This window comes from Rahnella ecdela (assembly GCF_019049625.1).
Classification (GTDB): domain Bacteria; phylum Pseudomonadota; class Gammaproteobacteria; order Enterobacterales; family Enterobacteriaceae; genus Rahnella; species Rahnella ecdela.
The window spans coordinates 142,955-169,211 of the sequence record NZ_JAFMOY010000127.1; the positions used below are offsets into that span (position 1 = coordinate 142,955).

The window sequence follows — 26,257 nt, forward strand, 5'->3', positions numbered from 1 at the left end:
GGTGAGACTGACTTTGTACAGAAACGATCCCAACCGGTTGATCTACAACCCGAGTGGTTAAATATTCGCCTGAGCAGTTTACAAGCAGTAAGTGTTGGTGTAAAAAACAGCGTTTTCTTTACGTGAACTTTCAGGCAAAATGCCCGACCGCTGATACTTACCATGCAAAGCATGTGGGCACAGCCGGTTAAGTGGATGTACTGCCTTACAGCTATCTTGTAATGAGAAAGGTCATTTTAAACATGATGAAAAACAGCTGGGCAATGGGTAATACAGCACGCACGGCGTTTCTGTATAGCGCTATTTTTGTTAACAAAAGCGGTGCAATATGCAAGTTGTAATTATGCGTCACGGTGATGCAGTTCTCGAAGCTGCAAGCGACTCAGTTCGCCCGTTAAGCGAATGCGGATGTGACGAATCAGTACATATGGCGGCCTGGCTGAATGGTCGTGGCGTCAAAATTGATCGCGTTCTGGTCAGTCCGTACCTGCGTGCACAGCAGACGCTCGAAAAAGTTCGCCAGTGCCTGTCTCTGCCTGAAAACGTAGAAATTGATGTTCTCAAGGAACTGACCCCCGGCGGTGATCCTGCTCTGGTCGCCAGTGAACTGCAACATCTGGCGCTGACCGGCGTGAGTGCTGTACTGGTGGTTTCCCACCTGCCGCTGGTCGGTTATCTGATCGCAGAACTGTGTCCGGGTGTTTGCCCGCCGATGTTCGCCACTTCCGCGATGGCCAGTGTCGAGCTGAACGGTGAAACCGGGCAGGGGACTTTTGACTGGCAGTTCAGTCCATGCCAGGTCATGGCCAAAGTATAATCCCCGTCATACTTCGCATTGCAGATGCGTTGGCTGCGCTCACTTACCCCGGTCACATAGTTATCTATGCTCCCGGGGATGCGTTCACTTGCCGCCTTCCTGCAATCCGAATTATTTAGGGGATCTGTTCTGAGACAGACAGTTCAGTGACTGACAAAAGAAAGGCACAGCTTCGGCTGTGCCTTTCTCGTTTCTGAGGGTTGGGGTGGGGTCAGCTGATTTTATCGTCCAGTTCGACCAGTACCAGCAGGGAGGCGGTGCCACCAAGTTCTTTGGGTGCCTGATGGAAGGCTTCAACGTCAGGATGCTGCGCCAGCCATAAAGGCGTTTGTTGCTTGAGAATATGCTTGCCGTGACCGTGCATCACGCAGGCGCAATGGACGTGTTCACGGCGGCAGGCGGCGATCAGCGCGCCCAGTTCCTGTTTGGCTTCTTTCTGCGTTAAACCGTGTAAATCGAGAAACAGCTCGGGCGAATAATCCCCGCGGCGTAATTTTTTCAATTCAAAATGACTGACGTCTGGCCGGATATGGCGAACCGGACCTTCTTCCTGCAACATTGGCTGGAATTCATCAGAAAAATAATAACTCGCGTCTACCTGCTCCTGAATCAGCTTTTTAGGTGACAGTTCCGCGACTTTTTTTCGCAGCGGCCGGTGCGTAATTGTATCGTTTTTCAGGCGCTTGACGCCCGGTACAGCCTCGCGGAATAACGCGGTTTCTTCCGGGCTGAGCAGGTGCTTTTTCTTCATCATTTCTTCGTCATTTTCGCTCAATACTTACAGTGTACCTTCCGCTGCCCTGCGGTTTAAAGAAAACTCAGGGTTAAATTCTTCGAGACATCGCGCAAGTGCGTTGACTAGCTGCTGATTTGTGGCGGGCTTCGTGGCAAACTATGCGGCAAATAATGGGTTAAACGTCTGTTAAAAACCCGTGCACTGCCTGGAGAATCAAATTGGACAAAATTTTCGTCGACGAAGCTGTCAGTGAACTGCATACCATTCAGGATATGCTGCGCTGGACCGTCAGCCGCCTGAACGCGGCCAATGTCTATTACGGTCACGGCACCGATAACCCGTGGGACGAAGCAGTGCAGCTGGTATTGCCAAGCGTGTTTTTGCCGCTGGACATCCCTGAAGATATGCACACCGCCCGTCTGACTTCCAGCGAGCGCCACCGCATTGTTGAACGCGTGATCCGCCGCGTTAACGAACGTGTTCCGGTCGCTTATCTGACCAACAAAGCCTGGTTCTGCGACATGGAATTTTATGTCGATGAACGCGTGCTGGTGCCACGTTCGCCGATTGGTGAGCTTATTAACAACCGCTTCGCCGGGATTTTGCAGGATAAACCGCAGCACATTCTCGATATGTGTACTGGCAGCGGTTGTATCGCTATCGCCTGTGCTTACGCATTCCCCGAAACCGAAGTGGACGCGGTCGACATTTCTGCCGACGCGTTGGCAGTGGCAGAACGTAACATCGACACGCACGGCATCGAAAACTGGGTAACGCCAATCCGTTCCGACCTGTTCCGCGAATTGCCTGCATTGCAGTACGACCTGATTGTGACCAATCCGCCATATGTCGATGAAGAAGATATGTCCGATTTGCCGCAGGAATATCGCCACGAACCGGTTCTCGGCCTGGCTTCCGGCAGCGATGGCCTGAAACTGACCCGTCGCATTCTGGCCTGCGCGCCGGATTACCTGACGGATGACGGTGTGCTGGTTTGCGAAGTGGGTAACAGCATGGTGCATCTGATGGACCAGTACCCTGAGATCCCATTCACCTGGCTCGAGTTTGAAAACGGCGGCGACGGCGTCTTCATGCTGACTAAACAGCAGCTGGTCGATTGCGCTGAACAATTTCGCGCATACCGCGACTGATCGACAAAAGCTCGACTGAACGACATAAAACACAATGACCGGATCCTTGCCGGTCATTCAAAAAAATACTCTACATAATGGTTAAGGAGCCGTGATGGCAGGGAACAGTATTGGGCAGTTTTTCCGCGTCACTACTTTTGGCGAATCCCACGGTGTGGCACTGGGCTGTATTATTGACGGCGTGCCGCCGGGCATTGCGCTGACTGAAGCAGACCTGCAACATGACCTCGACCGTCGTCGTCCGGGCACCTCGCGCTATACCACGCAGCGCCGCGAAGCCGACGAAGTGAAAATTCTCTCCGGGGTGTTTGAAGGCGTAACCACCGGCACCAGCATCGGTCTGATTATCCAGAATACCGATCAGCGTTCGCAGGATTACAGCGCGATCAAAGACGTGTTCCGACCAGGACATGCCGATTACACCTACGAGCAAAAGTACGGTGTGCGCGATTACCGTGGCGGTGGTCGTTCTTCTGCCCGTGAAACTGCCATGCGCGTGGCTGCCGGTGCGGTTGCCAAAAAATATCTGCTGGAAAAATTCGGCGTTAAAGTGCGCGGTTATATGTCCCAGATGGGCGATATCACCTGCGAACTGAAAGACTGGGATCTGGTCGAAACCAACCCGTTCTTCTGCCCGGATGAAAGCAAGCTGAAAGCGCTGGACGAACTGATGCGGGCCCTGAAAAAAGAAGGCGATTCGATTGGTGCCAAAATCACCGTCGTGGCAGATCACGTGCCGGTTGGACTTGGTGAGCCGGTTTTTGACCGTCTGGATGCCGATCTGGCGCACGCGCTGATGAGCATTAACGCAGTCAAAGGCGTAGAAATCGGTGACGGCTTTGCGGTGGTGAATAAACGCGGCAGCGAAAATCGTGACGAAATCACTCCGAATGGTTTCGAAAGCAATCACGCAGGCGGTATTCTCGGCGGGATCAGCAGCGGTCAGCCGGTTGTTGCCCATCTTGCGCTGAAACCGACTTCCAGCATCACCGTTCCGGGACGCACTATTAACCGTGAAGGCGAGCAGGTTGAGATGATCACCAAAGGCCGTCATGATCCCTGCGTCGGGATCCGCGCTGTGCCGATTGCCGAAGCGATGATGGCGATTGTGCTGATGGATCACTTATTACGTCAGCGCGCCCAGAACGGCGACGTTAATTCTTCCGTGCCACGCTGGTAAGCCACTGATGAAAACCTTATGCACAATTGTGGGGATAAAAGCCGTCAGCGCCGGTCTTCTGGCACTGGCGCTTTGCGCACCTGTGATGGCAGCAACGCCGTGGCAGAAAATTACGCATCCTGTCGCGGGCACGCCCGAAGCCATTGGCAGCTATGCCAACGGCTGTCAGGTGGGCGCTCAGCCATTACCGCTGAATTCACCGGATTATCAGGTGATGCGCACCGATCAGCGCCGCTATTTCGGGCAGCCGGATTTACTGGCCTTTATTACCCGTCTCGGTACGCAAGCGCAGCAAAAAGGCCTGGGCACCATGCTGGTCGGCGATATGGCGATGCCTGCGGGCGGGCGTTTCAGCAGTGGTCACGCCAGCCATCAGTCAGGGCTGGATGTGGATATCTGGCTGCAACTGCCTCGCCAACGCTGGAGCGAGCAGATGCTGCTTAAACCGCAACCTATCGATCTGGTCAGTGCTAATGGCAAATCTATTGTGCCTAGCCAGTGGCAGCCACGGATTGAAACGCTGATCAAAATGGCTGCGCAGGATAAAGAAGTCGTGCGTATCTTCGTCAACCCGGCCATCAAGCAACAGCTTTGTCTGGATGCTGGAACCGATCGCGAATGGCTGCATAAAGTGCGTCCGTGGTTTGGTCATCGCGCGCATATGCATGTTCGTCTGCGTTGTCCGGTCGGTAATCTCGAGTGTGAGAATCAGGCACCGCCGCCTCCGGGTGATGGTTGTGGCGCTGAACTGCAAAGCTGGTTCCTGCCACCGAAGCCAGGCAGCGGAACATCTGTGAAAAAAGAGCCACCTCCGTTACCGCCATCTTGTCAGGCGCTGCTGGATAAACACGTTCTTTAACAGGTTTCACTCACTCTTCGCCACGCATAGCGAGCTGACAGAAAAAATGGACTGGTTGATTGTTGCCCCGTGGGTTTTGGTTGTTTTATTTTTCGTTGCACTGTTTGCCGGTTTCATTGATTCCATCGCAGGTGGCGGAGGGCTGATCAGCCTGCCAGCCCTGCTCGCGGCGGGTGTCCCGCCTGCTCAGGCGATTGCGACCAATAAGCTTTCATCGATTGGCGGATCCTTTTCTGCCAGCCTGTATTTTGTGCGGCGTGGCGTGGTGGACCTCAACGATCAGAAGCTCAACATCGCCTGTACGTTTGTCGGTTCGGTGATCGGCGCGATCCTTATCCAGCATCTGCGCGCAGATATGCTGCGCCAGATCCTGCCGCTGCTGATCATCTGCATCGGTTTATATTTTTTACTGACCCCACGGCTTGGCGAAAGCGACCGGGCAAGACGCTTCAATGCGTTGCCGTATGCGCTGGTGGGCGGCGGTTGTGTCGGTTTCTATGACGGATTTTTTGGTCCAGGTGCCGGTTCTTTCTATGCGCTGGCTTTCGTGACGTTATGCGGGTTTAACCTGGCAAAAGCGACGGCCCATGCGAAAGTCCTGAATTTCACCTCAAACCTGGGTGGCCTGATCTTCTTTATTCTGGGCGGGAAGGTGATTTGGGTGCTGGGATTTGTCATGGCAGCCGGGCAATTTATCGGCGCACGACTTGGCGCACGCATGGTGCTCACCAAAGGCCAGAAGATGATCCGCCCGATGGTGGTTGTCGTTTCGGTGGTGATGAGCTGCAAACTGATTTATGACAATCATGGCGCAGAAATCCACCAGTGGTTAAGCCTGCATTTATAATGTCATGAGCAGCAAAATGCTTGCCTGAGGTCATGAAATCGGGTGTTTAAACAAGGGTATATTGTCGCCCTTTCTCACTTACTGAGTTTCACAGCTTTTATGTCTGATTCGACTGCAACACATAACTATCATCAATTGATCGACATTTTTGACTCCTGTTTCTTTGAGGAATTTAACGTTCGCCTTTTGAAAGGTGACGACGAACCGATCTATCTGCCTGCTGATGAACAAGAACCGTTTAACCGCATTGTGTTCGCACACGGTTATTACGCCAGCGGCATGCATGAGATTTCCCACTGGTGCGTGGCCGGTGCCGAACGCCATAAGCTGGTGGATTTCGGATACTGGTACTGCCCGGATGGTCGTGACGCACAAACGCAAAGCGAATTTGAGAAAGTGGAAATCAAACCACAATCTTACGAATGGTTGTTCTGCGCGGCGGCAGGTTTTAATTTCAACGTCAGCTGCGACAATCTGAGTGGCGATTGCGAGCCTGATCGCGTGGGTTTCCAGAACAAAGTGCGCGAAGAAGTGCTGCGCATGCTGGAGCAGGGCATTCCGGAAAGACCGGCACGCTTTATTAAAGCGTTACAATCGTTTTACAATACGGCCCCTTTGACGCCTGCAGATTTCCCTGCATTGCAGCCGATCGAATAAGAACTGAACACGAGAGGAAAAGTAATGATCGCAGAATTTGAAACGCGGATTTTAACGCTGATCGACGACATGGTCGAAAGCGCCAGCGACGATGAGTTATTTGCCAGTGGCTATCTGCGAGGCCACCTGACAGTCGCTGTGGCAGAAGCGGAAGAAAACGGTGAGCACACCGCCGAAGCGCTGAAAATTCGTGTTCAGGATGGTTTGAATAAAGCGATTCAGGCCGGTGAGCTTTCACCGCGCGATCAGGCCTTAGTACAGGGGATGTGGGAGAATTTGTATCAGGCGTCCCTGCCACAGTAAGCTCTTACTTCGGCAATAAAAGCGCAGCGACGGGTTAACCGGCTGCGTTTTTTTATTGCCTGAGGTGGGGCAGATTAATGCGATTCGACCGGACGCCCTTTAAGCAATTTTCTGACCCACATGCGGTTCGGATTGAGTGCCGCCAGCGTTTCACTGTCCAGAGGTATTGGCTCACCGGCAATCTGAGCGGCCAGAATTTCTGCACCGAGCGGCGCGGAACTCAGCCCGCGTGAGCCGAGCGCCCCAAGCAGAAACAGATTTTCGTATACCGGTGCAGGCGCAACCGGTCGATGGCGCTGAACGTCCAGATCCAGCTTTTTGTAACTTTCCAGCAGCGCGTCATAATCAGACACAGAGCCTATCATTGGCAGGTGGTCCCTTGTGGCACAGCGGACACCGTTGCGTGCTTCACCTTCACTCACATCCACGTCATGCGGCCATTGCTGTTCCGGCAGACAGTTGATCAGACGCTGGCGGTTTTCCAGCTGGTCGTCGTCACGGTAATCCGTACATTTATCTGCGCGGTGATAGCTTGCGCCAATGCAATGATGCTGATTTTGCGGACTGACCGGCGTCATATAACCGTCGTAGCACAGCACCTGTTTCAGCTTGATCAGCGCCGGTGTGGTTGGAATATGAGAAACCTGACCGCTGACTGCGTAAACCGGCAGTTTTTCAGTCTGGCTGAAATCCGTAATGTCCGCACCGTTCGCCAGCACTACCGCCTGATGACGGGCCGTATGGCCGTCGGCAAAGGTCAGCGTCCATTGTGAGTCTGCGTCAGATTCTAGTGCGGTCACGCGCTGGCAATAATGCACGGTTAATCCCTGTGTTTCGGCCAGCGCTATAAGCGATGCGGTCAGCTCTGCCGGGCACAGCCACGCGCCGAGCGGATACGTGATGCCGCCACTGCCGCACGGTAATCCGCACATCGCTTCCACATCTTCTTCGCTCAGTCCTTTTGCCAGTTCTTCCGGCCATCCACCTTTGAGTATGCCGTCAATTTTGCCCTGACTTTTTTCGTCATAACCGAGCTGCGTCACGCCACTCCAGCCGTGATCGAAAGGCACATCCAGCTTTTCCAGCTGCGCATACTGACGGCGGGCGAAGGTGAAGGCGTGCGCAAAGAAGTTTTCCAGCGTGTCGCCACGGCCATTCAGCAGCGGATAGACCGCACCCTGACGGTTACCGGAAGCGCCGAGCGCCGGTTTTTCATCCGCACAGTACAGCGTGACCGAATAACCACGACGCAGTAACGCCAGCGACAATACGGCGCTGGCGACGCCACCTCCCGACACCGCAAATTCTTTCGCATTTTTCGCCGCCGGGCGCACATACCACGGCGCGGGATGCGGTACATCAATTCCTGCCGGCCTTTCTGCTGGTATAAAGCCGGCTAACATGTGTCGCTTTTCGCCGAAACCCGGCACTTTAGCGATGTCAAAACCCGCGTCCTGCAACCCGCGGCGCACGAAACCGGCCACGGTAAATGTCGCGAAGGTGCCTTCCGTACGGGTCATTTTTGCCATCGAACGGAATAAATCTTCGGTCCACATGTCAGGGTTTTTGGAAGGCGCGAAGCCATCAAGAAACCAGGCGTCGACCTGCTGATTCATACTGGTGTCACATGCGGGCAGCAGGGTAGTCACATCGCCGAACCACAGGTCGAGCGTGATGCGCCCGCCCGCCAGCAACAGGCGGTGACAACCGGAAAAAGCCATCGGCCATTGTTCGCAAAGTTGCGCGGAATAGGCGGCAAGTTCAGGCCATTGCGTGTGGGCGGTCGCGAGGTCGCGGGCGGACAGCGGGAACTTCTCATAGCTGATGAAATGCAGGCGTTGTAGCACGGCGTCGGGATGTTCCTCGCAAAAAGCATCGAAGGCCTGCCACAGCGACAGAAAATTCAGGCCGGTACCAAAACCGGTCTCGGCAATGATACACAGCGGGCGAGGGTGACTGGCAAAACGTGCCGGGAAATGATTGCCGTTGAGAAAAACATGCCGCGTTTCCAGCAGGCCGCTCTGATTGGAAAAATAGACGTCATCAAAATGTCGGGAAACAGGTGTACCCTGTTCGTTCCAGCTTAATTCAGCGGGCGTGATCGGGTTATGGCTCACGTGAAACTCTCTCAGTTCAAGGCGATGCCGGAGTTTAACGCTGCGTCTGACCCTGCGCAAATTTACTACGATTTACATAAGGAATTGCTGATCGGACTTGTTCGGCGTACAACTGTACGCTAGAGTGCGTGACGAAATCCCAAATGGTGAATAGTACAAGAGGTATTAAATGAAACGTGCAGTGATTACTGGCCTGGGTATCATCTCGAGCATCGGTAACAACAAGCAGGAAGTTCTTGCATCTCTGCAGGAAGGTCGCTCTGGGATCACCTTCTCGCAAGAGCTGAAAGATGCCGGGATGCGTAGTCACGTCTGGGGTGATGTCAAATTAGACACCGCAGGCCTTATCGATCGTAAGATTGTGCGTTTCATGAGTGATGCCTCGATCTACGCTTACCTTTCCATGCAACAGGCGATTGAAGACTCCGGTCTGACCCCTGAAATGGTTTCCAACGAACGTACCGGCCTGATTGCAGGTTCCGGCGGCGGTTCACCACGCAACCAGGTTGCGGGTTCCGACGGTATGCGTGCCAAAGGCCTGCGCGGCGTTGGTCCATACATGGTGACGAAAGCGATGGCATCCGGCGTTTCTGCCTGCCTCGCAACTCCGTTCAAAATTCGCGGTGTTAACTATTCCATCAGCTCTGCCTGCGCCACCTCTGCACACTGCATCGGTAATGCGGTAGAAATGATCCAGCTGGGCAAACAGGACGTTGTGTTTGCAGGCGGCGGTGAAGAACTGTGCTGGGAAATGGCGTGTGAATTCGACGCAATGGGCGCACTGTCCACCAGCTACAATGAAACGCCAGACAAAGCTTCCCGTACCTACGACAAAGCGCGCGACGGTTTCGTTATTGCAGGCGGCGGCGGTATGGTTGTTGTCGAAGAGCTGGAACACGCTCTGGCACGTGGCGCACACATCTACGCAGAAATCGTTGGCTACGGCGCAACGTCTGACGGCGCAGACATGGTAGCTCCATCTGGCGAAGGCGCAGTACGTTGCATGAAAATCGCAATGAATGGCGTTGATACCCCAATCGATTACGTTAACGTGCACGGGACTTCTACTCCGGTCGGCGACGTGAAAGAACTGGGCGCTATCCGTGAAGTGTTCGGCGATAAAACTCCGGCGCTGTCTTCTACCAAAGCCATGACAGGTCACTCTCTGGGTGCCGCAGGGGTTCAGGAAGCCATCTACACTTTGCTGATGGCTGAGCATGGCTTCATCGCGCCAAGCATTAACATCGAAAACCTCGATGAGCAGGCAGAAGGCATGGACATCATCACTAAACCGACTCAGCGCGAGCTGACAACTGTGATGTCCAACAGCTTCGGCTTCGGTGGCACTAACGCCACGCTGGTAATGCGTAAGCTGAAAAACGACAAATAATTCCTGTCGTTAAATCTTTACCCTAAAAGCCCGTTTAATACGGGCTTTTTTGCGTCTGTCGTTTTATCCCTTCTGTTCTATTTCAACAATTCAGGTACAATTTCGCCGCTTCTTATTTTCACCTTGTTGACATAATGCTCTCACTCAGACACATCCATCATCGACATCTGCATATTCCGGCCTGGCTCGGAATTGTGGCGATCCTGATGTTGTTTATTGCGCCGATGATTTCTAAAGAACTGGTAGCAGAGGGTGCGCAGCATATGATGATGCCCGGCATGATGATGTCCGAAATGGACATGCCGGAAGCCGATATGGCTGGCATGAATATGTCAGACCATCACGCATCATCGAAGGAACATTGCCAGAAGCAAACCTGTAAATCAGCGCCGCAGGATGCCGTGAAAGCCATGCTTTCAGGTGACATGAGCGATGCCGCTTGCGGTTATTGCGTGCTGCTGGTGCATTTACCGATGCTAGATTTACAGGCCATGCCGATGCAGTGGTCGCTGGATTTCTCCAGCCGTGCCCCTCCGCGCGCTGCGATACAACGTCAGATCCCTTCACTGTTCTTCACGGATTCCCAGCCCCGCGCACCGCCTGTTTTTCTGTAACTGCCTCTGAATCATTATTTTCAAGTTGACCGCGATAATTATCGCTGTTGACGGCGTGCTATTTGAAATTCAGGAAATCAGCTTTATGAATCAACCTGCAAACCTGCCAGCCAGCGCGGGTAAAAAAATGCCTGCGCAGGCGGCCTTTCTGGCGTTGCTGCGCCGTGTGCATTTCTACATCGGCCTGTTCGTCGGGCCGTTTATTTTTGTCGCGGCACTCACCGGTACGCTATATGTGCTGACCCCTCAGTTCGAAAATTATCTCTATGCGGATGCACTCTTTACCTCGTCAAAAGGAGAGGCACAGCCGCTTTCCCGGCAGATTGATGCCGCGCTAAATGTTGCCGGTCAGGATAAACAGATTTACGCGGTCAGACCGGCACCTTCTGCGGGGGAAACTACACGGGTGATGTTTTCTGACCCGAACCTCGGGGCATCCAAAAGCCGTGCGATATTCATCGACCCGGTGACACTGGCGGTGAAAGGGGACATGACGGTATACGGTACCAGCGGTATTTTGCCGTTCCGCACCTGGCTGGATGATTTGCATCGCGGCCTGTTGCTGGGCGATGCGGGGCGTGTTTACAGCGAGCTCGCTGCGTCATGGCTTTGGGTCGCCGCGCTTGGCGGGGTTATCCTCTGGCTGGCCAGCCGCAAATCCCGCTCGCCGCGCAAGTGGAGTGAGAAAATAGTGAAACAGCAGCACAGCTGTCGCTGGCACAGCTCGCTCGGCCTGATATTACTGGCCGGATTGCTGTTCTTTTCTGCCACCGGCCTCACCTGGTCACAATGGGCGGGCGACAATATAGGCGTATTACGCGCTTATATGGGCTGGATGACTCCCGCGGTGAAAACCAGTTTAGACCCGCTGGCAGAGGCGGCACCGGCAGATGAACATGCGGAACATCATGCGCCTATGGCCGACATGCCAGATATGCCGGGAATGGACATGTCCGGACATGCAATGCCAGCTGCGCCGCAGGCTGTCACGGTTTCTGCTGTGACTTTTGATGCGGTGGTTCAGGCCGCGCGTGCATCTGAGATTGAGGCGAATAAAATCGAAATTCGTCCGGCTTATACGGCTGGTAAAGCCTGGACGGTAACGGAAGTCGACCGCAGCTGGCCAACGCAGGTAGATGCGGTTTCTGTCGATCCCGGCTCTTTGCAGATTGTTGATCACGTGCGGTTTGCTGATTTCCCTTTGCTCGCCAAACTGACCCGCTGGGGGGTGGATGCGCATATGGGGATCCTTTTCGGTGTATGGAATCAGGCCATTCTGGTGATTTTTGGCGTCGGGCTTTGCGTGTTGATTGCCTGGGGATATCGTCTGTGGTGGTTGCGCAGAACGGTCAGCAATGACGGCAGTAATCCGGCTGTCACGCTGCTGCAAACCTGGAAAACAGTGCCGTTCAGCCTGCAATGCCCGATATTTCTCATCACCCTCGGTCTGGCGATTTCATTGCCGGTGATGGGCGCGAGCCTGGTGATTTTCCTGCTGATTGATGTTTTCCGCTGGCAGAAAAACAGACGTACAGCGAAAGTGCTTTCTGCGGCCGGTTAACGCTGGCCGGAAGTGACATCAAATGACAATTTGCGGGACGTCCCGCAACGGTATGACGGGACTCTGTATGAGTCCCGTTTTTATTGCGTGATGCCCCGGGGAAAACACTTTTGCAGTGGCAGAGGTTTGATTCTTCGGGTAACGTCAGCGCATCGTTTTCAATGAAGAAAAACTATGTTGATAGCAGCGTTTGGCACCGTTTTTAAGCCGTTTTTACGTGACAGGTTTTTGCATCTTTTAGTGCTGCTGGGCGTCATTCTGGCGCTGTTTCAGCCTGCAAAAATAGCGCAATTTCCGCAGTTTGTTGACTGGGACACCATCGTTACGCTGCTGGGATTATTGATGCTGACCAAAGGTGTTGAAGTCAGCGGCTATTTTGATTTTGTTGGCCGCAAGATGATTAACGCCATTGATAATGAACGCAGACTGGCGCTGTTTCTGGTGATGGCGGCGGCGGTGCTTTCCACGTTTATGACGAACGACGTGGCGCTGTTTATCGTTATTCCGCTGACGATCACCCTGAAAAAACTGACATCGCTGCCGGTAACGCGCCTGATCATATTTGAAGCGCTGGCGGTGAATGCCGGTTCGCTGCTTACGCCGATAGGCAATCCGCAGAACATTTTGCTGTGGAATAAGTCTGGTTTGTCGTTTTTACATTTCACCGGGCAGATGGCACCGCTGGCGTTAATCACGCTGGTCGCGCTGCTGGTCGTTACCTGGTGTTGTTTTCCTTCGCACAGCCTGAAAAAACTGGAAAGCAATCAGGGGTATCCGTTTCAGAAACGTTTACTGATTTGCTGCGTGACGCTGTATGCGGTGTTTATTGCCTGTGTGGATCTGGGGCTGGCGCTGTATGGCTTACTGGTCGTAATTTTGTGTTTCCTGATGCTGGCGCGGAATGTTTTACTGCGTATTGACTGGCCGCTGATCCTGGTTTTCATCGTGATGTTTATCGATGTGCGCCTGATTGTGGGCTTACAGGTTTTACACCACGCGTTTGCGCAGATCCACCGCTTGCCGGATTACGGGCATTATCTGCTCAGCATCGGACTTTCTCAGGTGATCAGCAACGTACCGGCGACGATCCTGATGATCAACTATCTGCCTTCCGGCCCATTGCTGGCTTATGCTGTGAATGCCGGTGGTTTCGGGCTGGCGATTGGATCGCTGGCTAATCTGATCGCCCTACGCATGGCGAATGATAAAAAAATCTGGCTCAGATTTCACTTTTACTCCTTCCCGTTTCTGCTCTTCAGTGGCGTGGCGGGCTGGCTGCTGCTGGCGCTGTTCGCTAACTAGCCGACACCTTCAGCGACGCCAGACGGTTTATGGCACCGGTGATTTCAGCAGGTGTTAATGCCGAGAACCCCAGCAGCCAGCCGTCCTGGTGCTGGCCGGAGTCGCCGAGAAATAGTGGTGAAAGGCGCGGGGTCTCAACCCCGGCCTGCGCGGCGAGCAGGCTGAGATATTGCTCCTGTCCGGCAGGAAGGTGAGCAGCAAGCTGTAACCCACCCGCTGCTACCTGCGGAGTGAGCCACTCAATTTTCTTCCTGATTTGCTCCAGCAGATGATCACGGCGGCTGTGGTAAAGCTGACGGGAGAAACGCAGGTGTGAGGCAAAATGTCCGGCCTGCATAAATTCGGCGGTGACTGCCTGCATCAGTTGTGAGGAATGGCCATCACTGACAGTGCGCAGTGTCACCATCGGCGCGACGAGGGCGGGCGGTAATACCACGTAGGCCAGCCGTAAAGATGGGAATAACACTTTCGAAAAAGTGCCGAGATAAATGACCTGCTGATGTTTATCCAGCCCCTGCATGGCCGGAAGCGGTCGTCCGTCATAATGCAGTTCGCTGTCATAATCGTCTTCGACTATCCAGCTTCCGTGGCGCTTTGCATAATCGAGCAGATGCAGGCGGCGCGGCAAACTCAGGCTGGCACCGGTCGGATAATGATGCGAAGGCGTCAGATATATCAGACGTGGCACGGGTAAATCGGGCTCCGGTGCCATTCCTTCCCCATCCACCGGAACAGGGCAAATGTCGGCTCCCGCACTGGCAAAAGCGTTTCGTGCGCCTGAGTATCCCGGTTGCTCCAGCCAGACGGTATCGGCAGGGTCGATAAGCAACATTGCCAGCAGCTGAAGCGCCTGCTGCGAACTGGTGGTGATCAGGATTTGTTCCGGGTTGCACAGCACGCCTCGGGATTGCTGCAAATAGCTGGCGACCGCCTCTCGCAAAGGCTGGTAGCCCTGCGGGTCGCCGTATCCCAGCAATTTTTCGCCCTGAGTCCGCAGCTGTCTGGCGGTGATTTGCTTCCAGATTTTCAGCGGGAAGGCGCTAAGGTCTGGAGAGCCGGCGGCAAAAGGAACGGGTAACAGAGGGTCGCGGCATCCGCCGGTGGCGACCATTTTGTGTCCCCGCGCGGACAGTCTTGAAAGCCCCACGGAGGCGGTTTTATTGTTGCGCGATACGGTGCTGTGCGGCAGCGATGCGTTGACAAATGTGCCCCGGCCGGTCTGCCGCTGTAAATATCCCTCGGCTTCAACCTGCGCATATGCGGCTTCCACGGTGACACGTGACAGTCTGAGATCGGCTGCCAGAATCCGGGAGGAGGGTAGCCTTTCACCGCCCGCAAGGGCACCGGTAATCATTGCCTGTCGCAACGCCGCACACAGCCTGTCGCGTAAGCCTGTGGAGGATCCTCCCGCAGTAGTTGCGGTGTTTTCGAAAAGCGTAATCAGTGCTGATGGCCGAAGTTGCGCTGACATGATGGGTCTTATAGTTGGCGGAAAATTGGCATTAATCATAAGACCAAAAACAGCGATGATGGAACTGTTTTCAGCCACATCACTTAATGAGGAAGCGTGTATGCAACAAGAGTCATATGTTTTGGGATTTGCTCCACCATCACCGGAAATCAGCGCAGCTTACCTGTTGTCGAAACTGAGCTTTTATACTGATGCGGCGGATGTCGCGGCGGATTTGCAAAATGGCGTCAGCGGGATTGTGGTTGTTGATACCCGTTCTGCTGAACATTATGCACGCGGTCATGTGCCGGGCGCAGTCAGTTTTCCGCACAAACTGATGACAGCAGACAGCACCCGCGAACTCAGCAAAGAGAGGATTTATGTAACTTACTGCGACGGGATCGGATGCAACGGTTCGACGCAGGGCGCATACAAACTGGCGAAGCTGGGGTTCAGGGTGAAAGAGATGATTGGCGGGCTGGATTTTTGGATCCGCGATCAGCACCCGCTGGCTGCGGGTGAAGAACGCGGAAACTATTCAAAGGCTCTGGCCCCTGATGATTGTGGCTGTGCCTGATGTTTTGTTGCGGTGTTTAAAACAACATCCACAGCAGAATTACGACGACCACGAACGCAATAACCAGCAGAGGTTTGCCGCCAATGGCCTGCATGGAAGGCGGCAGTATGGCAATCAGCGGATTCATGATTGGTTGAGGATCGGTGCGCGATACGGTCGTGAATGTATCATCGGTTTCATCCGCACGCGGTGAGCGATCTACCCGCTGGTTGAACAGTACGCCGATCAGGTCACTGACCTGTGCCTGATTCAGCGGTGTGGATAACGTCGCACTGAAGCGGTTATCGGCATATTCGGTCAGCTGATGAATTTCATGCGTACTGGCCGGTTGCTTGAGCACGCTGAGCAGGGTAGTCAGCGTTGGTGCCGTGGTCTGCTGGCTGAGCGAGGCTTTCACCTGCAAGAACTGGCTGAGCAACTGGAAATGTTTTGCCGGGATTGGTTCACCGGCTTTGACGCCCACCAGTGTAAACAGCGTCTGCCAGACTTTAACCGGTGCTTCGCCGGTCGCGGCACTCAGACGTGTTACCAGTTGCTGCAAACTGTTGTGTTCGGCAGGCAGTAAAGGGCGATCGGTAACCGGCGTTTGCTGCGGTAGCGGGATATTCATCTGACGGGTCTGGATAAGATCCAGCACCTGTTGCAGCTGCGGATGCGTCAGCTGGCTGAGTACGGTGTGCCCGAAATTCTGGCGGATAAAATCACTGACCGCCTGACGGTTATTGCCCTGCGGCAACAGTTCGGTCAGTTGCACCATCAGCTGGCGCGACGCGTGGCTGTCCTGTGCCTGAGTCAGTTTTCCCTGTAACAGGGTTTCCGCCTGCGGGAACTGCTGCGAGGTGATTTCCGCGCCATGCGGCAGCGAAAGCTCGTGGCGCAGGCTGGCCCAGATTTCAGCAGATTTGACCGGTGTCAGCGCCATCAGTTTGACGATCAGTTTTTCCAGCGTGGTGCGCTGTACCGGCGTTAATGGCAGCTCAGCGCCTGTTTTTGCAGGAACGGTTTGGCCCTGTGGTTGTGTTCTGTTATCGCCAACCGGCATACCCGGGCCGCTCAAAGGTTGCATATCACCGTCCTTCGCTGGAAATTAAAAACGTCACTTAAACCTAAGGTTAATAAACTCAGGTTAAAAGTAACCAGTACGGCGCAGAGCGCGGAAGCGCCTCATCATACCTGCAAAGTGTTTTGACCGACACCGTGAAAAGCAGGCTGGCGGAGATTCCTGAAGATATTGTTGCTTAAAACGGCGGGTGAAAATGGAATGCGGGGCGCGAAAGCGAAAAGCAGGAAGAAGCGCCATCCTTTTTCCGGATGGCGCAGGGGTTTAGCTGATTTCTTTTTGTGCCGCAGGCGACTTGCAGGAATACAACGGTTTGCGTAAACGCTGTGCGAGGATTACACCGGCAAGCGTGATACCGCCGCCGATCAGATGATAGCTGTGTAGCTGTTCATGCAGGAACAGGACGGCGATCACCGCAGTGAAAATCGGCGACAGGTTCATGAAAATAGACGCTTTATTGGCCCCGAGGCGAATAACGCCCTGGATCCACATGAAGGGCGCATTAATCGACGCCGGGATCCCGGCGAACAGCACCAGCGGAATATTATGCGCGTTCAGGCTGACATCGTTCGCCAGCAGGAAGTTTGGCAGCAGTAACAGCACGCCGAAAATGATCTGCACATACAGAGACTGCCAGTTTGGCAGCGGTATCGCCCAACGTTTGGTTAACACGCCGTATAACGCATAGGACGCGGACGCGGCAAACATCATCAGTTCTCCCTTGCCGATGCCGTGCTGCAACAGCTGCGCCGGATTGCCCGCACTCACCAGCCATACTAAGCCGCCGAGTGAAATAATACTGCCCAGCGCGACGCCTACGGTAGGGACGATGCGCAGCACCACCAGACCAATCAGAACAGTGAGCAAGGGGATCAGAGAATTGAGGATCCCCATAAACAGCGCGCTGACGCTGTGGGCGGCGTAATACGCCAGGCTCTGGTACAGCACCATACCCAGCAGACCGAGGATCAGCAGTTTCCACCAGTATTGTTTTACCGCTTTCAGGTTACGCAGCAGGCCTGGCAGCACAAAAGGGGTCAGCGTTAATAAAGCCAGCAGCCAGCGGTAGAACGAAATGGCCGCCGGATCGATAGCGGAAGCCGAGGCTTTACTCACCACCGCATTCAGCGACCAGATGAGTACAGCAAAGAGAGGAAACAGCGCATTCATTGATTATTATCCCTGAGTAAATCGTTACGGTAGTGTACGGTTGTCTTATTTCTTATATATAACGATAATCAGACAATACATCGCGCAATTCAGACAACCCTCGCGTAGCTCACAGACAAAAGGTTTTTATGCTTCCTCCTCGCTCAGCGCCTCCCCGTTATTATCCACCCGTCCCAGAGAAGATGCCGGTTACGCTGCTTTTTCGCGGCGAGATTGTGGAAGGCAATTCCGAGTATGTGCGTCATTCACATCCGTGGAGTCAGATTATCTGCGTGAAATCAGGCGTTCTCGCCATGCTGTTGAACGGCCAGCGTTATCTGGCTCCGCGTGAATTCGCTATCTGGGTGCCCGCCGGGGTTGAGCATTCAAGCTATAACCGCAAGACAACGCGTTTTTGCGCCATCGATATCGCGCCTGAGCTTGATACCGATTTGCCCGCCGAGCCATGCCTGCTGACGCCGACGGCCATTTTTAATGCCATAGCCGATGACTGTTTCTCGCGAAACATGACAGAACCGCAGAACGAAGCAGATCTGCGCATGTGCCGTGTTTTGCTGGATCAGATAAGCCTTGCACCGAGACAGAATACTTATCTGCCAACGTCTGAGAATAAACTGCTGGCGCCGGTTCTGAATGCGCTGGAAAAAAATCCGGCGGATAATACGTCGCTGGCACATTGGGCAAAGCAAGTTTATACCACCGAGCGGACCCTCTCGCGGCGCTGTCAGCAGGAGCTGGGGATGAGTTTTGCGCAGTGGCGACAGCGGTTGCGTTTTCTGCACTCCATTTCCCTGCTCGAGCAGGGGAAAACGGTGCATGATGTCGCGCTCGATCTGGGCTACAGCTCGTCTTCGGCATTTATCGCCATGTTCCAGCAAATTTCCGGCACGACGCCGCAGCGTTTTCGTAACGACAGGTAAAGCTGTGCCCTGAAAGTTGGGATCTGACCCGGTATCGTGGCAAAATCAATGCCCTCTTTATTTTCTATTCTTTCTTTAGGCCATGCTGCCGGAGACAAACGTGAAAATCCTGGTTGATGAAAATATGCCGTATGCCGTCGAGCTTTTTAGCCGGCTGGGGAACGTGCAGGCCGTGCCTGGCCGTCCAATCCCGCAAGACGCCCTGAATGATGCCGATGCGCTGATGGTGCGTTCTGTGACTAAAGTGAACGAAAGTTTACTGGCGGGAAAACCGGTGAAATTTGTGGGAACCGCGACCGCGGGCACTGATCACGTTGATGATGCATGGCTGACCAGCACGGGGATCGGTTTCTCTGCGGCGCCTGGCTGTAATGCGATTGCCGTCGTGGAATATGTTTTCTCATCCTTGCTGATCCTTGCCCAGCGCGATGGTTTCCAGCTGCGCGACAAAACGGTCGGGATTATCGGCGTCGGGAATGTGGGCTCGCGCCTGAACGCCCGCCTCGAAGCGCTGGGTGTGCGCACGTTATTGTGTGATCCGCCGCGAGCTGACCGTGGCGATGCCGGCGAATTCTTTCCGCTGGAAAAGCTGGTCGCAGAAGCCGATATTCTCACGTTTCATACCCCGCTGAATATGTCCGGCCCTTACGCGACGCATCATCTGGTGGATGCGGATTTGCTGGCACGTCTGCCCGCCGATCGTATTCTGATCAACGCCTGTCGCGGTGAAGTGGTGGATAACGCCGCGCTGCTGGATGCGCTGAACGGCAGTAAAAAACTGACTGCCGTACTTGATGTCTGGGAACCGGAACCTGATTTGTCGCTGGCGCTTCTGGATAAAGTCGCCATCGGCACCGCGCATATCGCCGGTTACAGTCTGGAAGGCAAAGCGCGCGGTACGACGCAGGTGTTTGAAGCCTTCAGCCAGTTTATCGGTCAGCCACAAACGGTGCCGCTGGAATCTTTACTTCCTGCGCCTGAATTTGCCGAAGTGACGCTGAGTGGCGCGCTGAGTGAAGCCAAACTGCTGCGTCTTATTCACTTAGTGTATGATGTGCGCCGCGATGACCGGCCTTTGCGCCGTGTTGCCGGGAAACCGGGCGAATTCGACAAGCTGCGTAAGTTCTATGAGGAACGTCGTGAGTGGTCATCTTTACGGGTGATCTGTGACGATGCAGCAACCGCTGATGTGCTGAAAAAGCTGGGTTTCAACAGCCAGTTAGATTGAGTTAAGCCTGACTTAAGCTTTTTCGCCTACAGTGGTGCGATAACTATTTGAAAGCCGGGCGGTGATGTTCATCGCCCTTTGTATTTTGTACTTTTATTTCTGGAGAATACCAACATGTCTGATGGCTGGAATATTGCGCTGCTTGGCGCAACGGGCGCAGTCGGTGATGCGTTACTGGAATTATTGGCTGATCGTCAGTTCCCGGTTGGTGAGCTCTTCCCGCTGGCCAGTGAGCGCAGCGCCGGTCAGACTGTGCGTTTTAACGGCAAAAGCCTGCGCGTGCAGCAGGCGTCTGAATTCGACTGGTCACAGGTTCAGCTGGCATTTTTTGTCGCCGGTTCTGAAGCCTCTGCGCTTTACGCTGAAGAAGCGGCAAATCAGGGCTGTCTGGTGATCGACAGCAGCGGTCTGTTCTCGCTTGAACACGATATTCCTCTGGTGGTGCCGGGCGTTAACCCGGACGCGCTGTCGCATTATCGCAACCGTAACATCGTGGCCGTGGCTGACAGCCTGACCAGCCAGCTGCTGACTGCCATCAAACCGCTGACCGAACAAGCCGGTTTGTCCCGTCTGCACGTCACCTCTTTACTGTCAGTTTCTGCGCTTGGCAAAGCCGCGGTTGACGATCTTGCCGGTCAGAGTGCCCGTCTGCTGAACGGTATTCCGGCAGAAGAAGGCATCTTCAGCAAACAGCTTGCCTTTAACCTTTTACCGCTGGTCAGTGATGAAGAGGGCAGTGTGCGACAGGAACGCCGTCTGGTTGATCAGGTTCGCAAAGTGCTGCAGGACGAGGGTCTGCCGATTTCCGTCAGCTGTGTGCAGTCGCCGGTATTCTACGGTCACGCACAGGTGGTGCACCTCGAAGGTTTACGCCCGCTTTCTGCGGAAGAAGCACGCGCTGAACTTGAGCGCATTGATGACATCAGTCTCAGCGATGAAGATGATTTCCCGACTCAGGTCAGCGACGCTTCCGGTAACGCGAATCTGAGCATTGGTTGTATCCGTAATGATTACGGAATTCCTGAGTTGCTGCAATTCTGGTCAGTGGCTGACAACGTTCGTTTCGGCGGCGCGCTGATGGCAGTAGAAACCGCAGAGAAGCTGATTAACGAGTACTGGTACTGATTATGTCCGAAGAAGTGTTCGCTGACGTCAGTGCGGCTCCGCTCGCCGGACGTGTGGCGTTAGGCGTTGAATATAATGGCAGCGCGTATTCTGGCTGGCAGCGTCAGAATGACACCGCCAGTGTGCAGGAATGTCTGGAAAAAGCGCTGAGCCGCGTAGCTAATTCGCCAATTGTGGTGCTGTGTGCCGGGCGGACTGACGCCGGTGTCAGTGCCACCGGACAGGTGGTGCATTTTGATACACCGGTTCTGCGTAAAGATGCGGCGTGGACAATGGGCGTAAATACCCATCTGCCTAAAGATATTGCGGTGCGCTGGTGTGCGAACGTGGGTGAAGATTTTCACGCACGTTTCAGCGCGACGGCCCGCCGGTATCGTTACGTTATTTACAATAACCGCTACCGTTCAGCGATTTTGCACACCGGCGTGACCCATGTGCATATGCCGCTGGACGTGGAAAAAATGCAGCTGGCCGGACAGGCGTTGCTGGGCGAAAACGATTTCACATCTTTTCGCGCATCGCAGTGTCAGTCGCGGACCCCGTGGCGTTACGTCATGCATCTCAACGTGAGCCGTCATGGTCATTATGTGGTGGTGGACATCAAAGCTAACGCCTTTGTCCATCATATGGTGCGCAATATTGTCGGCAGCCTGGTTGAGATCGGTGCAGGCAATCAGCCAGTAGGCTGGATGGCAGAGTTGCTGGCGGCGAAAGACCGTAATCTCGCCGCAGCGACCGGCAAGCCTGAAGGTTTGTATCTGGTGTCTGTTGATTATCCTGAGAAATTTGCATTACCTCAGGTGAATATGGGGCCACTGTTCCTGGAAGATTAGGGAACATTTTTAACGATTGCTTAACACAGCGTTTTTGACCAGGAAGAGGTGGAGGATCTAATGGGCTTTATTCACTTTGTCATTGATTTCATTCTGCATATCGATGTGCATTTAGCGGAACTGGTTGCGCAGTACGGCATCTGGGTATACGGGATTTTATTCCTGATTTTATTCTGCGAAACGGGTCTGGTGGTCACGCCGTTCCTGCCAGGGGATTCGCTGTTGTTTGTGGCGGGGGCGCTGGCGGCATTACCCAGCAATGATCTCAATGTTCACGTGATGGTCGCACTGATGGCCGTTGCGGCAATTGTGGGTGACGCCGTGAATTACACTATCGGACGGGTATTTGGTGAACGTCTGTTCAGTAATCCGGACTCTAAGATTTTCCGTCGCAGTTATTTAGATAAGACGCACAAGTTTTACGAGAAACATGGCGGCAAAACGATTATTCTTGCGCGCTTCGTGCCGATCGTCCGCACGTTTGCGCCATTCGTGGCCGGTATGGGGCATATGTCCTACCGCCATTTTGCTGCGTATAACGTGATTGGTGCGCTGGTTTGGGTTCTGTTATTTACCTATGCTGGCTACATTTTCGGCGATCTGCCGATTGTTCAGGAAAATCTGAAATTACTGATCGTCGCGATCATCGTAGTTTCAGTCCTGCCTGGTGTGGTTGAAATCTGGCGGCACAAACGCGCAGCGGCGAAAGAAAGGCGTCAGCAGGATTAATTCCCGACGTTTTTTTGTACGTGCGCTTTAAAATTTAAGACATTAAACCAGAGGGTAAGACCAGTTTTTTATCCACAGTGTCTGGCCGTTATGGTTTAATGAGCGACAATTTATGGTCTGTTCCTGCGAACAACCCTTCTGTGGCGCGATGTGTGAGGTTTTTAATCACCCTGCGCACAGGCGATTTTGGGTAGGTTTCAGGGGACTTGTTACAGCATGAACAGCGGACTGGCTTTGGCCGGGTTCAAACAGAAAGGTTATCGATGAGCTGGATTGAACGAATTCTTAGTAAGAGCACTGACTCGCAAACCCGTAAGGCAAGCATTCCTGAGGGCGTCTGGACTAAATGTGACAGCTGCGGGCAGGTTCTTTACCGCGCCGAGCTTGAGCGCAACCTCATGGTGTGCCCTAAGTGCGACCACCATATGCGTCTTACCGCGCGTATGCGTCTGTCCACTTTCATGGACGAGGGTAGTGAGGTTGAATTAGGCAGCGAGCTTGAGCCTAAAGATGTTCTGAAGTTTAAAGATTCCAAGAAATACAAAGACCGTCTGGTGGCTGCTCAGAAAGAAACCAACGAAAAAGATGCACTGATCGTCATGAAAGGCACCCTCTACGGTATGCCGATTGTGGTGGCGTCTTTTGAATTTGCTTTCATGGGCGGTTCAATGGCTTCTGTTGTGGGCGCGCGTTTCGTACGTGCCGTCGAACAGGCGCTGGAAGATAACTGCCCGCTGGTCTGTTTCTCTGCCAGTGGCGGCGCACGTATGCAGGAAGCGCTGATGTCGCTGATGCAGATGGCGAAAACCAGTGCAGCATTGGCGAAATTACAGGAACGCGGCTTGCCGTACATTTCTGTACTGACTGACCCGACTATGGGCGGTGTTTCTGCCAGTCTGGCAATGTTGGGCGACATCAACGTCGCTGAGCCGAAAGCGCTGATCGGTTTCGCCGGTCCACGTGTTATCGAGCAAACCGTACGTGAAAAACTGCCGCCGGGCTTCCAGCGCAGTGAGTTCCTGATCGAAAAAGGTGCGATTGATATGATCGTACGTCGTCCGGATATGCGCGCCAAACTGGGCAGCGTTCTGGCGAAACTGACCGGGCAACCGGAGCCGAACGTGGTTGACGTCCATGTTCCTGTCAACGGTTCTGCCGCTGACAACCAGGACGCCTGATCGAAGGGTAAAAGCCGGTCAGTTAGTCGGGCGGCCTCTGATGTTGTGCCGCCCGCTGTTTTCTGCAAAACAGGCAGCCCGTGCTTTTACTCTGTCGGTGAATTCTGACAAAGAGGGCATTGCCTGCTGTCACAGTCTGGTGATGTAGTGTCGAAGTGAACCTGATAAGGTTGAACGGGACTCATGCAAAATCAACTTATTCCCCAAGCCACGTCGCCTTTGGCCACGTGGCTTTATTATCTCGAACATCTCCATTCTCAGGCCATAGAGCTTGGCCTTGACCGGGTCAGAGCGGTGGGTGAAAAACTCGACTTACTGACCCCTGCGCCACGTATTTTCACCGTAGCCGGAACCAACGGTAAAGGTACGACCTGCGCGACGCTGGAATCTGTCCTGATGGCCGCCGGATACCGTGTGGGTGTTTACAGTTCCCCGCATCTGGTGCGTTATACCGAGCGCGTGCGTATTCAGGGCGAAGAGTTGCCCGAATCTGCCCATTGCGAATCTTTTGCGGTACTCGAAGCCGGGCGGGGCGATATTTCGCTGACCTATTTCGAATACGGCACGTTGTCGGCTCTGCACCTGTTTAAACACGCTAAGCTGGATGTCGTTATCCTCGAAGTCGGGCTGGGCGGGCGTCTGGATGCGACTAATATTGTTGATGCCAGCGTGTCTGTTGTCACCAGTATTGCCCTCGATCACACTGACTGGCTGGGTTCTGACCGCGAAAGCATTGGCCGTGAAAAGGCCGGTATTTTCCGTGCGGGCAAACCTGCGGTGGTTGGTGAGCCGGATATGCCGCAATCCATTGCCGACGTCGCACAGGAAAAACAGTCTGATTTGTACCGCCGCGATGCGAACTGGCATTTTTCTGCTGATGCAGGATACTGGCGCTGGGCAGCGCTCGATGCGGGCAAAGAGGTGAATGTTCTTGAAGCATTGCCATTGCCTAATGTGCCGCTGGCCAATGCAGCCACCGCGCTGGCAGCCCTGCATTATTCCGGTCTGAATGTGCCTGAAGCCGCGCTGCGTAGCGGGTTACAGCGCGCAGCTTTGCCGGGGCGTTTCCAGACGGTGTGTGAATCGCCACGTCTTATACTTGATGTAGCGCACAACCCGCATGCCGCCGCTTATCTGGCCGGACGTCTGGCTGAACAGCCGCGTAATGGCGGCAAAGTGCGCGCCGTTGTCGGAATGTTGAAAGACAAAGATATTGCCGGTACGCTGGCTTGTCTGTCGCCTCAGGTCGATGAATGGTATTGCGCGCCGCTGGAAGGTCCGCGCGGTGCCAGCGTTGCCGAACTGACGGTACATTTACCGCAGGCACGCCCATTTGATGATGTGGAGTCTGCCTGGAAACAGGCTATGCAGGAGGCGGCTCCTCAGGATATTGTGATTGTCTGCGGTTCGTTCCATACCGTAGCTCACGTAATGGATGCTCTAGACACGGGGAAAACCAGTGGCAAGTAAGTTTCAAAATCGTCTGGTCGGGACCATCATTCTGGTGGCGCTGGGCGTCATCATTTTGCCCGGTTTGCTCGACGGCAAGAAAAAGCATTACGAAGACGAATTTGCGTCGATCCCATTGGTGCCAAAACCGGGTGATGTAGAGGAACAGGATTCGGTGCCTCCGGTCACGCAATCGCTGCCTGCTCAGCCACCGGAAGGTGCAGATCAGTCCATGACCGGCGGCCAGAATACTGACAGTTCTGCCAACAACACCAACGCCGCGACACATGGCAACGTGGCACCGGGCAATACCACGGTGGAATCACCGCCACCGGTCACGACGATGCCTGAGCAGAAGAAACCGGTGCAGACCGCTCCGGCCAAACCTGTGCAGCAGAAGCCTAAAACGATTGAACCTAAGCCGATGGTGGAAGCCAAACCGACGGTGAAACCTAAACCGGTCGAGCAGCCGAAGCCCGTTGAACAACCTAAAGCTGTCGCTGAACAGCCTAAACCGGTTGAGCAACCTAAACCGGCAGCGGAAGAAAAAGCACCGGCAGGGCAGTCGTATGTCGTGCAACTGGGTGCGCTGAAAAACGCGGCGAAAGCCAATGAGATTGTGGCCAATCTGCGTTTGTCTGGTTTCCGCGCCTATACCGTGCCAGCAACGCCGGTTCAGGGGCAGATTACGCGTCTGTACGTCGGACCTGATGCGTCGAAGCAGAAACTCGAAGCGTCGCTCCCGCAGTTGCAACAGCTGAGCGGATTGGGCGGTCAGGTTCGGGCGTATTCTGCTCACTGATTTTATTCCTCCCTTTCGCAGGGGAGGGCGCTGATAAAACATAAAAATACCAAGGAGGGCACAAGCGATTTGTGCCCTTTTTCTATAAGATCCACGGGTTGGGTTTTTATAGGTTTATGCTGCGATTGAGGTTTTTTTAATCGCTATTATTAATTTGTCTGACCGGCAGATTTCCCCTACGCAAACGTTTTCTTTTTCTGTT

Annotated in this window: 25 protein-coding genes; 20 read left to right on the forward strand and 5 right to left on the reverse strand. The window is 54.1% G+C overall.

The features are described from left to right. Window positions 1–328 precede the first annotated feature (328 nt). The gene (gene sixA, locus J1784_RS14360) at window positions 329–817 is read left to right on the forward strand and encodes a phosphohistidine phosphatase SixA (RefSeq protein ID WP_217149795.1); all 489 of its coding nucleotides are present in this window, start codon (window positions 329–331) and stop codon (window positions 815–817) included. Window positions 818–1,028: 211 nt separating this feature from the next. On the opposite strand, the gene smrB is transcribed toward sixA, so the two are convergent. Next, window positions 1,029–1,568 carry an endonuclease SmrB gene (smrB, locus tag J1784_RS14365; RefSeq protein ID WP_217149860.1) on the reverse strand — a complete coding sequence of 180 codons (540 nt, stop codon included), beginning with the start codon at window positions 1,566–1,568 and terminating at the stop codon, window positions 1,029–1,031. 203 nt (window positions 1,569–1,771) lie between these two features. Here smrB and prmB point away from each other — a divergent pair, with 203 nt between their 5' ends. The 6 genes from prmB to J1784_RS14395 all read left to right on the forward strand — a co-directional run bounded on the left by prmB (window position 1,772) and on the right by J1784_RS14395 (window position 6,550). Further along, window positions 1,772–2,704: a 50S ribosomal protein L3 N(5)-glutamine methyltransferase gene (prmB, locus tag J1784_RS14370; RefSeq protein ID WP_217149796.1), complete on the forward strand. Its 933-nt coding sequence runs from the start codon at window positions 1,772–1,774 to the stop codon at window positions 2,702–2,704. A 94-nt stretch (window positions 2,705–2,798) separates the two neighbouring features. Next, complete coding sequence (gene aroC, locus J1784_RS14375) at window positions 2,799–3,884, forward strand: chorismate synthase (protein ID WP_217149797.1); 1,086 nt, start codon at window positions 2,799–2,801, stop codon at window positions 3,882–3,884. Between the two features lie 85 nt (window positions 3,885–3,969). After that, window positions 3,970–4,743 carry a penicillin-insensitive murein endopeptidase gene (gene mepA / locus J1784_RS14380; RefSeq protein ID WP_420803975.1) on the forward strand — a complete coding sequence of 258 codons (774 nt, stop codon included), beginning with the start codon at window positions 3,970–3,972 and terminating at the stop codon, window positions 4,741–4,743. A gap of 46 nt (window positions 4,744–4,789) precedes the next feature. Then, entirely contained in the window at window positions 4,790–5,590 is an 801-nt protein-coding gene (locus J1784_RS14385; RefSeq protein ID WP_217149799.1) for a sulfite exporter TauE/SafE family protein, read from the forward strand. Window positions 5,591–5,689: 99 nt separating this feature from the next. Beyond that, window positions 5,690–6,247 (forward strand): elongation factor P hydroxylase, encoded by a 558-nt coding sequence (locus J1784_RS14390; protein ID WP_217149800.1) that lies wholly within the window; start codon window positions 5,690–5,692, stop codon window positions 6,245–6,247. 24 nt (window positions 6,248–6,271) lie between these two features. Further along, a complete protein-coding gene (locus tag J1784_RS14395) occupies window positions 6,272–6,550 on the forward strand; it encodes a YfcL family protein (RefSeq protein WP_120507167.1) in 279 nt (92 codons plus the stop codon). A 74-nt stretch (window positions 6,551–6,624) separates the two neighbouring features. Here J1784_RS14395 and mnmC read toward each other — a convergent pair whose 3' ends face one another. Further along, entirely contained in the window at window positions 6,625–8,667 is a 2,043-nt protein-coding gene (mnmC, locus tag J1784_RS14400; protein ID WP_217149801.1) for a bifunctional tRNA (5-methylaminomethyl-2-thiouridine)(34)-methyltransferase MnmC2/FAD-dependent 5-carboxymethylaminomethyl-2-thiouridine(34) oxidoreductase MnmC1, read from the reverse strand. A 169-nt stretch (window positions 8,668–8,836) separates the two neighbouring features. On the opposite strand from mnmC, the gene fabB reads away from it, so the two are divergent. From fabB to J1784_RS14420, 4 genes are all read left to right on the forward strand, one after another. Beyond that, on the forward strand, window positions 8,837–10,057 hold the full coding sequence (fabB, locus tag J1784_RS14405; protein WP_217149802.1) for a beta-ketoacyl-ACP synthase I: 1,221 nt from the start codon (window positions 8,837–8,839) through the stop codon (window positions 10,055–10,057). A gap of 134 nt (window positions 10,058–10,191) precedes the next feature. Then, window positions 10,192–10,671 carry a DUF2946 domain-containing protein gene (locus J1784_RS14410; protein ID WP_217149803.1) on the forward strand — a complete coding sequence of 160 codons (480 nt, stop codon included), beginning with the start codon at window positions 10,192–10,194 and terminating at the stop codon, window positions 10,669–10,671. 85 nt (window positions 10,672–10,756) lie between these two features. Then, window positions 10,757–12,232 (forward strand): PepSY-associated TM helix domain-containing protein, encoded by a 1,476-nt coding sequence (locus J1784_RS14415; RefSeq protein ID WP_217149804.1) that lies wholly within the window; start codon window positions 10,757–10,759, stop codon window positions 12,230–12,232. Window positions 12,233–12,406: 174 nt separating this feature from the next. Further along, entirely contained in the window at window positions 12,407–13,534 is a 1,128-nt protein-coding gene (locus J1784_RS14420; protein ID WP_217149805.1) for an SLC13 family permease, read from the forward strand. Here J1784_RS14420 and pdxR read toward each other — a convergent pair. Continuing rightward, window positions 13,527–15,005 (reverse strand): MocR-like pyridoxine biosynthesis transcription factor PdxR, encoded by a 1,479-nt coding sequence (gene pdxR / locus J1784_RS14425; RefSeq protein ID WP_238485524.1) that lies wholly within the window; start codon window positions 15,003–15,005, stop codon window positions 13,527–13,529. The two genes, J1784_RS14420 and pdxR, sit on opposite strands and share 8 nt — an antisense overlap. Window positions 15,006–15,105: 100 nt before the next feature. Here pdxR and J1784_RS14430 point away from each other — a divergent pair, with 100 nt between their 5' ends. Next, complete coding sequence (locus J1784_RS14430) at window positions 15,106–15,561, forward strand: rhodanese-like domain-containing protein (RefSeq protein WP_217149807.1); 456 nt, start codon at window positions 15,106–15,108, stop codon at window positions 15,559–15,561. Window positions 15,562–15,577: 16 nt separating this feature from the next. On the opposite strand, the gene flk is transcribed toward J1784_RS14430, so the two are convergent. Together flk and J1784_RS14440 are read right to left on the reverse strand one after the other, a co-directional pair. Then, complete coding sequence (flk, locus tag J1784_RS14435; RefSeq protein ID WP_217149808.1) at window positions 15,578–16,627, reverse strand: flagella biosynthesis regulator Flk; 1,050 nt, start codon at window positions 16,625–16,627, stop codon at window positions 15,578–15,580. 258 nt (window positions 16,628–16,885) lie between these two features. Further along, entirely contained in the window at window positions 16,886–17,791 is a 906-nt protein-coding gene (locus tag J1784_RS14440; protein WP_217149809.1) for a DMT family transporter, read from the reverse strand. Between the two features lie 182 nt (window positions 17,792–17,973). Between J1784_RS14440 and J1784_RS14445 the strand changes: the two genes are divergently transcribed. The 8 genes from J1784_RS14445 to dedD all read left to right on the forward strand — a co-directional run bounded on the left by J1784_RS14445 (window position 17,974) and on the right by dedD (window position 26,055). Then, window positions 17,974–18,711: an AraC family transcriptional regulator gene (locus J1784_RS14445; protein WP_238485525.1), complete on the forward strand. Its 738-nt coding sequence runs from the start codon at window positions 17,974–17,976 to the stop codon at window positions 18,709–18,711. Between the two features lie 100 nt (window positions 18,712–18,811). Then, a complete protein-coding gene (gene pdxB, locus J1784_RS14450) occupies window positions 18,812–19,939 on the forward strand; it encodes a 4-phosphoerythronate dehydrogenase PdxB (RefSeq protein ID WP_217149811.1) in 1,128 nt (375 codons plus the stop codon). Window positions 19,940–20,053: 114 nt separating this feature from the next. Further along, window positions 20,054–21,064, forward strand: coding sequence for an aspartate-semialdehyde dehydrogenase (locus J1784_RS14455; protein WP_217149812.1), 1,011 nt, complete (start codon window positions 20,054–20,056; stop codon window positions 21,062–21,064). Between the two features lie 2 nt (window positions 21,065–21,066). Further along, complete coding sequence (gene truA / locus J1784_RS14460; RefSeq protein ID WP_217149813.1) at window positions 21,067–21,897, forward strand: tRNA pseudouridine(38-40) synthase TruA; 831 nt, start codon at window positions 21,067–21,069, stop codon at window positions 21,895–21,897. Between the two features lie 60 nt (window positions 21,898–21,957). Then, on the forward strand, window positions 21,958–22,626 hold the full coding sequence (locus J1784_RS14465; RefSeq protein ID WP_217149861.1) for a DedA family protein: 669 nt from the start codon (window positions 21,958–21,960) through the stop codon (window positions 22,624–22,626). Window positions 22,627–22,889: 263 nt separating this feature from the next. Continuing rightward, on the forward strand, window positions 22,890–23,804 hold the full coding sequence (accD, locus tag J1784_RS14470) for an acetyl-CoA carboxylase, carboxyltransferase subunit beta (protein WP_112287107.1): 915 nt from the start codon (window positions 22,890–22,892) through the stop codon (window positions 23,802–23,804). A 183-nt stretch (window positions 23,805–23,987) separates the two neighbouring features. Beyond that, on the forward strand, window positions 23,988–25,274 hold the full coding sequence (gene folC / locus J1784_RS14475; RefSeq protein WP_217149814.1) for a bifunctional tetrahydrofolate synthase/dihydrofolate synthase: 1,287 nt from the start codon (window positions 23,988–23,990) through the stop codon (window positions 25,272–25,274). Then, window positions 25,264–26,055 carry a cell division protein DedD gene (gene dedD, locus J1784_RS14480; protein WP_217149815.1) on the forward strand — a complete coding sequence of 264 codons (792 nt, stop codon included), beginning with the start codon at window positions 25,264–25,266 and terminating at the stop codon, window positions 26,053–26,055. The genes folC and dedD overlap by 11 nt, the downstream gene beginning before the upstream one ends. The last annotated feature ends 202 nt before the right edge of the window (window positions 26,056–26,257 follow it).

Bases quoted from the DNA above. Each gene is read 5' to 3' on its own strand.
- sixA (WP_217149795.1), top strand. From the start codon at position 329: ATGCAAGTTGTAATTATGCGTCACGGTGATGCAGTTCTCGAAGCTGCA.
- smrB (WP_217149860.1), bottom strand. From the start codon at position 1,568: ATGAAGAAAAAGCACCTGCTCAGCCCGGAAGAAACCGCGTTATTCCGC.
- aroC (WP_217149797.1), top strand. From the start codon at position 2,799: ATGGCAGGGAACAGTATTGGGCAGTTTTTCCGCGTCACTACTTTTGGC.
- mepA (WP_420803975.1), top strand. From the start codon at position 3,970: ATGGCAGCAACGCCGTGGCAGAAAATTACGCATCCTGTCGCGGGCACG.
- J1784_RS14385 (WP_217149799.1), top strand. From the start codon at position 4,790: ATGGACTGGTTGATTGTTGCCCCGTGGGTTTTGGTTGTTTTATTTTTC.
- J1784_RS14390 (WP_217149800.1), top strand. From the start codon at position 5,690: ATGTCTGATTCGACTGCAACACATAACTATCATCAATTGATCGACATT.
- J1784_RS14395 (WP_120507167.1), top strand. From the start codon at position 6,272: ATGATCGCAGAATTTGAAACGCGGATTTTAACGCTGATCGACGACATG.
- fabB (WP_217149802.1), top strand. From the start codon at position 8,837: ATGAAACGTGCAGTGATTACTGGCCTGGGTATCATCTCGAGCATCGGT.
- J1784_RS14410 (WP_217149803.1), top strand. From the start codon at position 10,192: ATGCTCTCACTCAGACACATCCATCATCGACATCTGCATATTCCGGCC.
- J1784_RS14415 (WP_217149804.1), top strand. From the start codon at position 10,757: ATGAATCAACCTGCAAACCTGCCAGCCAGCGCGGGTAAAAAAATGCCT.
- J1784_RS14420 (WP_217149805.1), top strand. From the start codon at position 12,407: ATGTTGATAGCAGCGTTTGGCACCGTTTTTAAGCCGTTTTTACGTGAC.
- pdxR (WP_238485524.1), bottom strand. From the start codon at position 15,005: ATGTCAGCGCAACTTCGGCCATCAGCACTGATTACGCTTTTCGAAAAC.
- J1784_RS14430 (WP_217149807.1), top strand. From the start codon at position 15,106: ATGCAACAAGAGTCATATGTTTTGGGATTTGCTCCACCATCACCGGAA.
- flk (WP_217149808.1), bottom strand. From the start codon at position 16,627: ATGCAACCTTTGAGCGGCCCGGGTATGCCGGTTGGCGATAACAGAACA.
- J1784_RS14440 (WP_217149809.1), bottom strand. From the start codon at position 17,791: ATGAATGCGCTGTTTCCTCTCTTTGCTGTACTCATCTGGTCGCTGAAT.
- J1784_RS14445 (WP_238485525.1), top strand. From the start codon at position 17,974: ATGCCGGTTACGCTGCTTTTTCGCGGCGAGATTGTGGAAGGCAATTCC.
- J1784_RS14455 (WP_217149812.1), top strand. From the start codon at position 20,054: ATGTCTGATGGCTGGAATATTGCGCTGCTTGGCGCAACGGGCGCAGTC.
- truA (WP_217149813.1), top strand. From the start codon at position 21,067: ATGTCCGAAGAAGTGTTCGCTGACGTCAGTGCGGCTCCGCTCGCCGGA.
- J1784_RS14465 (WP_217149861.1), top strand. From the start codon at position 21,958: ATGGGCTTTATTCACTTTGTCATTGATTTCATTCTGCATATCGATGTG.
- accD (WP_112287107.1), top strand. From the start codon at position 22,890: ATGAGCTGGATTGAACGAATTCTTAGTAAGAGCACTGACTCGCAAACC.
- folC (WP_217149814.1), top strand. From the start codon at position 23,988: ATGCAAAATCAACTTATTCCCCAAGCCACGTCGCCTTTGGCCACGTGG.